Annotated in this window: 10 protein-coding genes and 1 pseudogene; 5 read left to right on the forward strand and 6 right to left on the reverse strand. The window is 69.8% G+C overall.

The window, feature by feature from the left end; all coding sequences use genetic code 11:
* Positions 1-127: 127 nt before the first annotated feature.
* Positions 128-463: a helix-turn-helix domain-containing protein gene (locus tag QE377_RS07555; protein ID WP_307321352.1), complete on the reverse strand. Its 336-nt coding sequence runs from the start codon at positions 461-463 to the stop codon at positions 128-130.
* 74 nt (positions 464-537) lie between these two features.
* Here QE377_RS07555 and QE377_RS07560 point away from each other — a divergent pair, with 74 nt between their 5' ends.
* The gene (locus QE377_RS07560; protein WP_307321355.1) at positions 538-1191 is read left to right on the forward strand and encodes an FMN-dependent NADH-azoreductase; all 654 of its coding nucleotides are present in this window, start codon (positions 538-540) and stop codon (positions 1189-1191) included.
* Between the two features lie 135 nt (positions 1192-1326).
* Here QE377_RS07560 and QE377_RS07565 read toward each other — a convergent pair whose 3' ends face one another.
* Both QE377_RS07565 and QE377_RS07570 read right to left on the reverse strand, forming a co-directional pair.
* Positions 1327-2754: a CCA tRNA nucleotidyltransferase gene (locus QE377_RS07565; RefSeq protein ID WP_307321357.1), complete on the reverse strand. Its 1428-nt coding sequence runs from the start codon at positions 2752-2754 to the stop codon at positions 1327-1329.
* Positions 2755-2763: 9 nt separating this feature from the next.
* Positions 2764-4257, reverse strand: a complete 1494-nt coding sequence (locus QE377_RS07570; protein ID WP_307321359.1) for a methyltransferase — start codon at positions 4255-4257, stop codon at positions 2764-2766.
* Between the two features lie 104 nt (positions 4258-4361).
* Here QE377_RS07570 and QE377_RS07575 point away from each other — a divergent pair, with 104 nt between their 5' ends.
* From QE377_RS07575 to trxA, 4 genes are all read left to right on the forward strand, one after another.
* A complete protein-coding gene (locus QE377_RS07575; protein ID WP_307321362.1) occupies positions 4362-6428 on the forward strand; it encodes a DUF6049 family protein in 2067 nt (688 codons plus the stop codon).
* Positions 6425-8026, forward strand: a complete 1602-nt coding sequence (gene murJ / locus QE377_RS07580) for a murein biosynthesis integral membrane protein MurJ (protein WP_307321365.1) — start codon at positions 6425-6427, stop codon at positions 8024-8026. The genes QE377_RS07575 and murJ overlap by 4 nt, the downstream gene beginning before the upstream one ends.
* 70 nt (positions 8027-8096) lie before the next feature.
* On the forward strand, positions 8097-9074 hold the full coding sequence (gene trxB, locus QE377_RS07585) for a thioredoxin-disulfide reductase (RefSeq protein WP_307321368.1): 978 nt from the start codon (positions 8097-8099) through the stop codon (positions 9072-9074).
* A gap of 60 nt (positions 9075-9134) precedes the next feature.
* A complete protein-coding gene (trxA, locus tag QE377_RS07590) occupies positions 9135-9458 on the forward strand; it encodes a thioredoxin (protein ID WP_137418515.1) in 324 nt (107 codons plus the stop codon).
* A 60-nt stretch (positions 9459-9518) separates the two neighbouring features.
* Here trxA and QE377_RS07595 read toward each other — a convergent pair whose 3' ends face one another.
* From QE377_RS07595 to QE377_RS07605, 3 genes and pseudogenes are all read right to left on the reverse strand, one after another.
* Positions 9519-9860: a tryptophan synthase subunit alpha gene (locus QE377_RS07595; protein ID WP_307321373.1), complete on the reverse strand. Its 342-nt coding sequence runs from the start codon at positions 9858-9860 to the stop codon at positions 9519-9521.
* Positions 9861-10057: 197 nt separating this feature from the next.
* Positions 10058-11020: a ParB/RepB/Spo0J family partition protein gene (locus tag QE377_RS07600; protein WP_307321376.1), complete on the reverse strand. Its 963-nt coding sequence runs from the start codon at positions 11018-11020 to the stop codon at positions 10058-10060.
* Positions 11020-11983 (reverse strand): annotated as a pseudogene (locus tag QE377_RS07605) (ParA family protein). The gene QE377_RS07600 and the pseudogene QE377_RS07605 overlap by 1 nt, the downstream one beginning before the upstream one ends.
* Positions 11984-12026: the final 43 nt, after the last annotated feature.

Here is a 12026-nt window from a genome sequence, read left to right on the forward strand (position 1 = left end):
GCAGGAAGTGGGACATGCTGACGGCGGGGCGGGCGCACCGGCGCACCGGCGGACGGGCGCGCGCGGGGCGGGGCGGGCGCACCGGCGAACGGGCGCGCGCCGGCGGGCGGAGGCGGGGACGCGGGGGTCAGCGGGTGGCGGAGAGGTTGCCGTCGGCCCAGGCGCCCAGCTGGGCGAGGATCGGGACGAGGCGGGCGCCCGCATCCGTCAGCGCGTAGGAGACCGCGACCGGAGGACCTGCATCCACATCGCGCACGACCAGGCCGGCGTCGGCGAGTTCGACGAGGCGATCCGAGAGCACGGCGTCGCTGATGCCGGTGACGGCCCGGCGCAGCCCCACGAACGACAGGGGCCCCTCGCCGAGCACGTCGAGGATCATGCCGTTCCAGCGCTTGCCGAGAACCGAGAAGGCGCGCGACACGGCGGCGTCACACTGACGCTCGTCGTGCTGCTCTGCGGCCACGCACCCCAGTCTAGCCGTGCTAGCGTTCACGGAGTCACTCTCTTTTTACTAGCCGCTAGGTCGATTGGAGCACAATGTCCCTCTTCCGTCTGGATGCGAGCATCCTTCCCCCCACCTCCGCCAGCCGCGCCCTCGGCGACATCGTCGAGACCGAGTGGCTCGCCACCCACGCCGACCAGACGGTCGTCCGTCGCGACCTCGCCGCCGAGCCGGTCCCGGCCACAGCGTGGGCGGCCGCCGTCACCGGGAGGAACCTGCCCGACGCCGACCGCACCGCCGAGCAGCGCGAGGCCCTCGCCCTGGCGACGCGCCTCGCCGACGAGCTCATCGACGCCGACGCCCTCCTGCTCACGGTCCCGCTCTACAACTACGGCGTCTCGCAGCACGCGAAGACCTGGTTCGACCTGGCCTACACCGACCCGCGCATCGATCCGCAGGGCACGGCGCTGCGCGGCAAGCCCGCCGTGCTGGTCACGGTGCTCGGCGGCAACTACGACGCCGGCACGCCCAAGGAGGGCTGGGACCATTCGACTGCATGGCTGCGTCGCGTGCTCGAGGACGTGTGGGGCCTCGACCTCCGCGTCGTGCAGCGCTCGTTCACCCTCGTGGGTGTGAACCCCGCGCTGGATCAGTTCTCCGAGATCGCCGCCGACATCAAGTCCGCCGCCGAGGACGCCGCGCGCGATGGCGGTCGCTCGATCGCAGAGGCCGCGTCCGCCACAGTCTGAGCCGGCGCCGCATCCCTCCCGCAGGAGATGTCCGCCCATCAGGACGATTCGCGTCAGAGCGTCCTGATGGGCGGTTTTTCCTGTCGGGCGGATGCGGCCGAGCACCGGATGCGGCCACGCACCGGTCGGCGGGCATCAGCCCCGCGCCGCCCACCATTCGCGCAGGCGGCGCTCGCTCTCCTCGGGCCCGAGGACGCCCTCATCCAGCCGCAGATCGAGCAGGAACCGGTACGCCTCGCCCACCTCTCGCCCGGGCGAGATGCCGAGGATCTGCTGGATCTGGTTGCCGTCGAGCTCCGGACGGATGGCGTCCAACTCCTCCTGCGCACGCAACTCGTCGATGCGCCGCTCGATGTCGTCGTAGGCCAGACGCAGCCGCGTGGCCTTGCGCTTGTTCCGCGTGGTCACGTCGGCGCGGGTCAGGATGTGCAGGCGCTCCAGCTCGTCGCCGGCATCCCGCACGTAGCGGCGCACCGCCGCATCCGTCCACGCTCCCTCGGCGTACCCGAAGAAGCGCAGGTGCAACTCGATGAGCAGCGCGACGGACTCGATCGTGGCCGAGTCGAACCGCAGCTCACGCAGGCGCTTGCGCGCCATCCGCGATCCCTTCACGTCGTGGTGGTGGAAGGTGACCGCGCCGCCGGGCTCGAGCCGGCGCGTCGCGGGCTTGCCGATGTCGTGGAGGAGCGCCGCGAGGCGCAGCGGCACGTCGGGAGCGGCGTCCGGATGCCGCGTGCGCTCGAGCTCGATCGTCTGCCGCAGCACGGTGAGCGAGTGCTCGTAGACGTCCTTGTGGTGGTGGTGCTCATCGACCTCGAGGCGCAGCGCCGGCACCTCGGGGAGGAACAGGTCGATCAGCCCCGTGTCGACAAGCAGACGCAGACCGCGCACGGGGTCATCGGTCTGCAACAGACGCACGAGCTCGCCCTGGATGCGCTCCGGGCTCACGATCCCGAGCGTCTCACGCAGCTCGGAGATCGCCGCGACCGCATCGGCGTCGACCGTGAAGCCGAGCTGAGACGAGAAGCGCGCTGCGCGGAGCATCCGCAGGGGGTCGTCGCCGAAACTGATCCGCGCATCGGTGGGGGTGCGCAGCACGCCCGCGACGAGATCCTCGATGCCGCCGTGCGGATCGACGAGCTGCGGGCCCGGCACACGGAGCGCCATCGCGTTGACGGTGAAGTCGCGACGCACGAGGTCGGACTCGAGCGAGTCGCCGAACGCGACGACGGGTTTGCGGGTCTCGCCGTCGTAGGCGTCGGCCCGGTACGTGGTGATCTCGACCTGCTCGCCGCGGATGCGGGCGCCGATCGTGCCGAATGCCCGGCCGATGTCCCACTGCGCGGTGGAGATCGGCGTGACGATGCGCAGGATCTCGTCGGGATCCGCATCCGTCGTGAAGTCCAGGTCGTGCGTCGTCCGCCCCAGCAGCGCGTCGCGCACCGGGCCGCCGACGACGGCCAGTTCGTGTCCCGCGTCCGCGAAGGCGTCCGCGAGCACGACCACGACGGGTGAGGAGGCGAGGGTGCCCAGGCGCGAGAGACCTTCGGCCATGTTGAGCATGCAACGAGCCTAATCGGCCGCGCGGTGCGGCACCTCCAGCATCCCGGTCAGCACGAGCTCCCGGACCTTCGGAAGCAGGTCGGTTCGCAGCGCTCCGGCATCGACCTCGAGCAGGTCCGCGATGGCGTCGATGAGCACGCCGACGGGCAGCTCCCCGTCGCTCGCGCCCACGAGCGCGGCGAGCGCCGGGTCCGCGGACACCGTGCGGGCGAGTCCGCCTCCCTGGCGCAGCTCGATCACGCTGGGCGCCTCCGCACCGGGAAGGTGGTGCCGGGCCTCGGTGACGTCGGCGGCGACGCGCAGCACGGATGCGGCGAGCACCATGTCATCGGTGCGATCCAGCCACGCCGCTGCCCGCCACACGGCGGCGGTGTGCGCGGCGAGCACGGCGGTGTCGACCCCCTGCGCGACCCGCTCGAAGCGGCGCAGTCCCGAACCGCGCATGAGCTGCACCCAGCCGAGCCCGACGCCCGCGACACCGCGGGTCTCGAAGTCGTCGAGCCAGGCACCGATCAGCGCCTCGTGCTCGTCGCTGCCGGGCCTGGTGCCGCCGTCGCGGACCCAGAGCTCCGCGTACCGGGCCGGATCGAGCTGCTCGCGCTCGATCACCCACGCGCCGACGCCCTCCGTCCACGCGCGCACCCGCTCCAGCCCCGCCAGGCCGTCAGGGTCCTCCCAGTTGCCCAGCATGATCGCACGCCCCCCGTCGACGAGATGGGATGCGGCACCGGCGACGACCTCGCGCATGAGTTCATCCCCGGCCCGACCGCCGTCCCGGTACTCGTAGGCGGGCACGCCGGCGACCCTGGGGGTGATGACGAACGGCGGGTTCGAGGCGATCAGTTCGAAGCGCTCGTCGCCGACGGGTTCGTACAGACTGCCCTCGCGGACGTCGATGCCCTCCAGCCGGTTCAGCGCAGAACCCAGCCGCGTGAACCACAGCGCCCGGGGCGAGATGTCGGTCGCGACGACCTCGAACCCCCTCCGGCGCAACTCGAACGCCACCAGCCCGCACCCGCATCCGAGGTCGAGGGCGCGGCCGTTCCCGGTTGCCGGCAGCAGGGAGACGAGCGTCCTGCCGGCGCCGCCGACGCCGAGCACGTGGTCCGCGCGCAGCGGGAAGACACCGGCGAGCTCGTCCAGATCGCTCGCGATCCATCCGTCGCCGCCGTCGGCGAAGACGTGCGGGCGCAGCGCCACGGCGGGCACCACACGCTGCCCGCGGCGTTCGATCACGCCGAGCCGTTCCGCATCCTCGAGTCCCGTCATGGGCAGCGCCGCGGCGACGGATGCGGCGTCGACGGCGTCCCCCAGCACGAACAGGCGCGCGAGCACGGCGACCGCCTCATGCGGATGCCGAGCGAGCACCCGTCGGGCCGGCACGGCGACGGCCCGCGTGAGCGCCGACTCGGCGGCGACGCCGATGAACGACTGAAGAACCGCGGTCGTGAAACCCGCCGCGTGCAGATCGTCGGCGAGGCGGTGGGCGATGGCGGTGTGCATGAGTCCATTCAACCCGGGCGTGCGCTCGGTGAATCCCAGGCCGGGGCCCGTAGACTCGCTCCCGACCCTGCGGATTCTCCGCACAGGATCCTGCTCAGCTACGAATGATTCCGACTTCGGCCCGCACGGGCACCCCCGCATTCCGGCGGCGACGACTTCTGCTCGCGCCGCTCATCGCCGTCGCGATCGTGCTGGGGATCGCCACCCCCGCGACCGCCGCCACCCCGACGCCCTCGCCGTCCGAGACGAGAACCGTAGAGGTGTCGGTGGCGCCCTTGTCCGGTGGCGTGCTGGCGACGGGCGAGGCGCTCACCGCACTCGTCTCCCTCGAGAACAGCACGACAGCGAGAACCCCCGGTTCGACGGCGGAGCTGCTGCTCGCGGACGCACCGCTGGACGGGTCCGCCGCCCTCGACGCCTGGCTGTCCGGGTCGTCCGATGCCCCCGCGGGGCGCGTCGTCGGATCCAGCGCGATCGAGGAGACGCAACCCGGGCAGTCGAGCTCGGCGAGTGTTGTCGTCGCGGCCGACGACCCCGCACTCGCGGGCCGCGGCGCGGGTGTCTACCCGCTATGGGTCAGCGTCGCCGGAGAGACGGCGCGCTCCGTGGTCACGATCGGCACCGGCCCCACGGGCACCGTCGCGGTCATCGTGCCCATCACCGCGCCTGCCCTGACGACGGGGATGCTGTCGACCGACCAGCTGGCCTCACTCACCGCGGCCGACGGCGCTTTGACCGCGCAGCTCGACGCCGTCTCGGGAACCTCCGCGATCCTCGCCGTCGACCCCGCGATCGTGGCCTCGATCCGGGCGCGCGGCACCTCCGCTCCGGAGTCCGCGCAGGCGTGGCTCCAGCGGCTGATGGATCTGCCCAACCCGCGATTCGCGCTGCAGTACGGCGACGCCGACGTGAGCACGCAGTTCGCGGCGGGACTCGGCGCGCCGCTGACGCCGACATCGCTGAACGCGTACGTGGATCTGAAGGCGCAGCCGAGCGCGCCCACGCCGGCTCCGACGGACACGCAGCAGTCCGACCCCACGCCGCCGACCCTCGACGCGCTCCTGGACGTGGGCGCCGATGGCGCCTCCACGATCTACTGGCCGCCGTCGGGCACCGCCTCACCTGAGCTCATCGGGTGGCTCACCGCGGCGACGCCGGGCGCGATCACGATCGTCGACAGCGCGCAGGTGGCCGCCGCATCCACCTCGCACGCGCGGGCCGGTGGCGGTGAGCTGCTGGTCGCGTCGGCGGGCGCATCCGCGGCACTGCAGGCCGCGTCCACCGCCACTCAGCCCACGACCCGCGCGGCGGATGCGGCTGCCGCTGCTGCGCATCTGACCTTCGCGTCCGCGACGGCGCAGGGCTCCCCGATCCTCGTCACGCTGGGACGATCGGCCGTCCGCGACCCGCAGGGGTTGCGCGGAGCGATCTCCGCGGCGACCACGGGCATGACCGCCGTGGGTCTGTCGAGCCTGCTCGGCGCCTCCCCGACAGAGCTCCAGGTCTCGGCGGGATCGGTCGATCCCTCACGTCCGGCGGCACTCACGAGCATGCTCGCCGGCGCCGCGCAGATCGAGAGCTTCGCCACGATCCTCGACGACCCCTCACTGCTCACAGGACGCGAGCGCGCCGCCATCCTCCAGGTGCTGGGCGGCGCATGGCTCGGCGATCCGTCGGGCTGGCAGGGCGCCGTCACGGCACACGCGGAAGCGACCACGGCGACCCTCGACTCGGTGTCGATCGTCCCCTCGACGGCGCTCAACCTGCTGACGGCGGGAACCAACCTGCGCTTCTGGGTACGCAACGACCTGCCCTACCCGGTGAACGTGGTGCTCGTCGCCTCCCCGGATGATCTGCGCGTCGACGTCGAACGCGAGAATGCCGTGGTCGCCGCCGCATCCGCCAACACGCTCGTCGAGGTCCCCGTGAACGCACGGATCGGCAACGGCGACGTCAGGATCGACCTCAGCCTGCGCAGCCCCGCGTACGTGCCCATCGGCCAGACGCAGACGGTCGACGTCAACGTCCGAGCCGACTGGGAGGGAATCGGCCTTGCCGCGCTCGTCGTGGTGGCGGCCGCGTTCCTCACCATCGGCGTGGTCCGCACCGTCCGGCGCCGCAGACGCGACAAGGCGGATGCGAGCCGCACCGACGACGAGGAGAACGCGTGAGCGGACTGGGCCGGGCGAGCGTGCTGCTGGGAGCGGGAACACTCGTCTCCCGGATCACGGGCCTCATCCGCACCATCGTGCTGGTGGCGGTCCTCGGCACGATGTCCTCCCGCGCGGGGGATGCCTTCGCGCAGGCCAACCAGCTGCCGAACAACGTCTACGCGATCATCTCGGCGGGTGTGCTCACGGCGGTCATCGTTCCGCAGATCGTGCGGACAAGCGCGAGGGAGGATCGCGGCCAGCGCTTCATCTCCGCGCTGTTCACCGCGGGAATCGTCGTCCTGCTCGCCGTGACGGCTGTGGCGATGCTGCTCGCACCGGTGCTGATCACGCTCTACGCGCCCGCCTACAGCCCCGAGCAGCACGCCCTGGCGACCGCGTTCGCCTACTGGTGCCTGCCGCAGATCTTCTTCTACGGCCTGTACTCCCTCCTGGGAGAGACGCTCAATGCCCGACGCATCTTCGGGCCGTTCACCTGGGCCCCGGTCCTCAACAACGTCATCTCCATCGCCGGTTTCCTGCTTCTGATGCTCGTCATCGGTGGTGATCGCTCCGCGGTGTCGGACTGGGGCGCCGCATCCATCGCGGCCCTGGGCGGCACCGCCACTTTCGGCATCGCGGTGCAGGCACTGATCCTGCTCGTGTCCTGGCGACGCACGGGGCTCCGGTTGCGCCCCGACTTCCACTGGCGCGGACTGGGCTTTCGCAACATGGGCCGCTTGGCGGGCTGGACCGCCGCGATGGTCGTCGTCGGGCAGGTCGCGGGGCTCATTCAGAGCCGGGTCATCTCCGAGGCGACCGGCGACGGCGCCTCGACGCTCGCGACACAGACCGCCTGGCTCATCTTCATGCTCCCCTACTCGGTGATCGTGCTCTCGATCGGGACGCCGTACTTCACGCAGATCAGCGAGCACGCCTCGGCGGGCCGCGACGATGAGGTGCGCGGCGACGTGTCGCGCAGCATCCGCATCATCAGCCTGCTGATCGTCGTGGCGACGGCTGCGCTCGTGGTCGCGTCGGTCCCGGCCTCGCGCATCATCGTGAACAACGCGGTGGATGCGGCCGAGCTCGCCCCCGTACTCATCGCGTACCTCGTGAGCCTGCTGCCGCTCTCGGTGCTCTTCGTCCTGCAGCGCACGTTCTACGCCTACGACGACACGCGCACACCGTTCGTCTTCACGACCGTGCAAGCGGTTCTGGTGATCGCCACCGCCCTCGCCGCGGCCTGGCTCGCGCCGACGCCATGGCTCGCGGCCGCCGTCGCGCTCGGTCAGTCGATCGCCATCACCGTACAAGCGGTGCTCGCCGCCATCCTGCTGCGCCGCCGGATCGGTTCGCTCGGCATCCGTTCGTGGTTCGTCGCGATCGCGCGCTACACCGTCGCCGCGCTGCCGGCGGCCGCGGCCGGATGGGGGGTCTACCTCCTCCTCGGAGGTGACACCGGGTGGACGACCTCCGACAAGATCTTCGGCGCCATCGGCACCGGCATCATCGGCGCGGTCACCCTGATCGTGTACCTGGGAGTGCTTGCGGCGCTGCGCACCCCTGAACTCGCCCCGGCGCTGCGACCGCTTCGCCGCATCCTTTCCAGACGCTGACAAAGGGACCGCGGGAATGTCCCGCGGATACCATATGTTGGGCACTTTGAAACCACGAGGGAGAACGCACGTGCGTCAGCTCATCATCATCGGCTCCGGCCCCGCAGGCTACACCGCCGCCATCTACGCGGCCCGGGCCAACCTCAAGCCGCTGGTCATCGCCAGCTCCGTCGAGGTCGGCGGTGAGCTCATGAACACCACCGAGGTGGAGAACTTCCCCGGCTTCCCCGAGGGGATCCAGGGTCCCGAGCTCATGACCAAGATGGAGGAGCAGGCCCGCAAGTTCGGCGCCGAGATCCTCTACCAGGACGTCACCGAGCTCGACCTCGCAGGCCCCGTCAAGCGTGTCCAGCTGGGCTCCGGCGCGGTCGAGGAGGCCGCGGCCGTGATCTTCGCGACCGGCTCCGCCTACCGCAAGATCGGCCTGCCGAAGGAAGAGCACCTCTCCGGCCGAGGCGTCTCGTGGTGCGCGACCTGTGACGGTTTCTTCTTCCGCGAGCGCACGATCGCCGTCGTCGGCGGCGGCGACTCCGCGATGGAGGAGGCCACCTTCCTGACGCGTTTCGCCACGAAGGTGTACGTGATCCACCGCCGCGACGAGCTTCGCGCGTCCAAGATCATGCAGGAGCGCGCGATCGCGAACGAGAAGATCGAGTTCGTGTGGAACAGCGAGGTGGTCGACATCCTCGGTGACGAGGCGGTCACCGGTGTCGTGCTGAAGGATACGGTCGACGGTTCGACGCGCGAGCTCGACCTGCAGGGCGTGTTCGTCGCGATCGGCAACGACCCTCGCACGAAGCTCGTCCACGGCCAGCTGGACCTGACCCCCGAGGGAACGATCTGGGTCGACGGACGGTCGTCGCGTACCTCGGTGCCCGGTGTCTTCGCCGCGGGCGACGTCATCGATCCGACCTACCGCCAGGCGGTCACCGCGGCCGCATCCGGGACGATCGCCGCGCTGGACGCGGAGCACTTCCTCGCCGCGCTGGACGAGGCGGGCGCACCGCAGCCCGACGCCGATCAGATCGAGGGTCTGCCGGTCGTCTGAGGGAACATCCGGACCCCGTCGGGTGTTCGGTACGAGTAAGGCTTACGAAGGGAAATGACAATGAGCGCGAAGGCGACCAGCTCGAGCACCTGGAACCAGGATGTCCTCGAAGCAGACGGTCCTGTCCTGGTGGACTTCTGGGCGGAATGGTGCGGTCCGTGTCGCATGGTCGCCCCGGTTCTCGATGAGATCCAGGCGGAGAACCCCGAGAAGATCACGGTCCTCAAGCTCAACGTGGACGAGAACCCGGATCTCGCGATGAAGTACCAGATCACCTCGATCCCGGCGATGAAGGTGTTCCAGGGCGGCGAGGTCAAGACCACGATCATCGGCGCCAAGCCGAAGTTCGCGCTCGAGCAGGATCTGGCCGCGTTCATCGGCTGATCCGCTTCCCAGACGGAAGAAGCCCCCGGAGAATCTCCGGGGGCTTCTTCCGTGCGAGGTTCAGGATGCTTCGGGCCGCACGGTGGCGTCCCACCGGCGTGAGGTATTCGTGTCGCCGAGCAGACGCCAGACGGCACGGGTCAGCGGCGGATAGTCCAGGGCGATCTGACGGAGCACGCGATAGTGGCGCGCCTGTGACGGCTTGCTGCCGCCGGCTTCGGCGATGTTCTCGGCGCGCAGGAGGAACACGACGAGCTCATCGACCGTGGGGAGGTCTTCCATGAAGTCCCACGGGTCCTCCCCCTCACGGAGTCGCTCATGGATGAGGGCGGCCAGTTCGTCCGCGGCTTCCGCCCGCAGCAGTTCGAGACTGGCTCGACGGCGTGGGGATTCGGAGGTCATGATTCCAGCCTACGTTTCGTGCGAGGGGACGGGGTCCCCGAGGGCATCGCCGTCGTCCGATGCCCTCGGGTCCTCGCCCACGGCCTCTTGACCGAGCGAACCGATTCGAGACGCAAAGTCACGGCGCCGCGTCGAACGTGGTTCTACCACGTCAGAGCGCCCCGTTTCAGTTCGTCAGGAGCGATTCTCCGCTCACGTCAGCGAGATGAGCCGAGCTCTTCCTCGCCAAGCTCACTGAGGATGCGGTTCAAGTCCTGGATGGTGGCGAAATCGATCGCGATCTGGCCTTTTCGTGCGGAGATGGAGATCTTCACACGTGTATTGAGGCGGTCCCCCAACCGCTCTGCGATCTCATCGAGATGTGCGCGGCGCGCCCCCGCCTTCGGCGCCGGGCGCTTGACTGAGGCGGCGCCCTTGGCCGCGGCTTCCGCCGCACGGACGGACAGGTCTTCGTTCACGATCTTGTCCGCGAGACGCTGCATGCTCTCACCGTCTTCAACGGACAGGATCGCACGGGCGTGCCCCGCCGAGAGCACGCCGGCGGCGACACGCTGCTGCACCGGAACCGGCAAGCGCAGCAGGCGGATGGTGTTGGAGATCTGGGGGCGCGACCGTCCGATCCGCGTCGCCAGCTGTTCCTGGGTGATACCGAAGTCCTCGAGCAGCTGCTGATACGCCGACGCTTCCTCGAGCGGGTTCAGCTGCGACCGGTGGAGGTTCTCGAGGAGGGCGTCGCGGAGCAGGTCCTCGTCGGCGGTCTCACGGAGAATGGCGGGGATCGTCTCCAGCCCCGCTTCGCGCGCGGCGCGGGTACGCCGCTCGCCCATGATGAGTTCGTAGGTTCCGTCGCCGGTATCGCGCACGACGACCGGCTGCAGCACACCGAACTCGCGCACGGAGTGCACCAACTCCGCGAGGTCGTCCGGATCGAAGTTCGTCCGCGGCTGACGAGGGTTGGGGACGATCGCGTGCGGATCCACCTGGATCAAGCGGGCGCCGGGCACGGCGAGCAGATCCTCCTGCGGAGCGTCTTCCTTCGCCGCATCCTTCGTCGGGGCGGGCGCACCGGGGAAGAACACGTCGACCGGACGCGCCTCAGAAGCCTCCGATGTCGGAATGAGAGCCCCGATCCCCCGACCGAGTCCCGTTCGCTTGGCCATCAGTGTTCTCCTTCGTTCGTGCTCGACGCAGCCTCATCGGCCTCGCGAGCCAGCAGTTCGACAGCAGCTTCACGGTAGGCGACGGCGCCCGCCGACTGGCCGTCGTACGCGATGACGGTCTGACCGAAGCTCGGCGCCTCGGATACCCGCACGGAGCGGGGGATCACCGTGTTCAAGACTTCCTTCGGGAAGTGAGCGCGCACTTCCTCGGCGACCTGCTGCGCGAGCCGGGTACGCCCGTCGTACATCGTCAGCAGGATCGACGATACGTGGAGCGGCGGATTCAGGTGCTTCTGGATCATCTGCACACTGCCGAGCAGTTGGCTCAGGCCCTCGAGGGCGTAGTACTCGCACTGAATGGGAATGAGAACCTCGTCCGCCGCGGGTGAAGGCGTTGATGGTGAGCAATCCCAGCGAGGGCGGACAGTCGATGAGGACGACATGCGGCGGCTCCTCGGCGGCGGCCAGATACTCCTCGAGCGCGCGGCGCAGCCTGTGCTCGCGTGCGACCTGCGAGACCAACTCGATCTCCGCGCCGGCGAGGTGGATGGTGCTCGGCGCACAGGTCAGCAACGGAGACTCAGGGCTCGTCTGGACGATGTCGGCGAGCGGGAACTCGTCGATCAGCACGTCATAGACACTCGGGATGTCGGCGGTGTGCGGCACGCCCAGTGCAGTGGATGCGTTCCCCTGTGGATCGAGGTCGATCACCAGCACGCGAGCACCGACGCTCGCGAGCGCGGCCGCAAGATTCACGGTCGTCGTCGTCTTGCCGACACCGCCCTTCTGATTGGACACAGTCAGGGTACGGGTACCGGTCGGAAGCGTCACGGCCGAGTCCTCGAGGGCGCGACGTCGCGCGCGCAGATCCGCGAGTTCGCGAGCAAGAGGGGTGTCGTCGCCGAAGTCCGTCGTGGTGTCGTCGGATTGTTTCACGTGAAACACTTCGCCTTTCGCCAGCATCGAACTCTGTCCACTCTAATCGCCGCCATCGACAGCCACGTCG

The sequence above is a fragment of the Microbacterium sp. SORGH_AS_0862 genome, from assembly GCF_030818795.1.
GTDB lineage: Bacteria > Actinomycetota > Actinomycetes > Actinomycetales > Microbacteriaceae > Microbacterium.

Bases quoted from the DNA above. Each gene is read 5' to 3' on its own strand.
- trxA (WP_137418515.1), top strand. From the start codon at position 9,135: ATGAGCGCGAAGGCGACCAGCTCGAGCACCTGGAACCAGGATGTCCTC.
- QE377_RS07595 (WP_307321373.1), bottom strand. From the start codon at position 9,860: ATGACCTCCGAATCCCCACGCCGTCGAGCCAGTCTCGAACTGCTGCGG.
- QE377_RS07560 (WP_307321355.1), top strand. From the start codon at position 538: ATGTCCCTCTTCCGTCTGGATGCGAGCATCCTTCCCCCCACCTCCGCC.
- QE377_RS07565 (WP_307321357.1), bottom strand. From the start codon at position 2,754: ATGCTCAACATGGCCGAAGGTCTCTCGCGCCTGGGCACCCTCGCCTCC.
- QE377_RS07575 (WP_307321362.1), top strand. From the start codon at position 4,362: ATGATTCCGACTTCGGCCCGCACGGGCACCCCCGCATTCCGGCGGCGA.
- QE377_RS07600 (WP_307321376.1), bottom strand. From the start codon at position 11,020: ATGGCCAAGCGAACGGGACTCGGTCGGGGGATCGGGGCTCTCATTCCG.
- QE377_RS07570 (WP_307321359.1), bottom strand. From the start codon at position 4,257: ATGCACACCGCCATCGCCCACCGCCTCGCCGACGATCTGCACGCGGCG.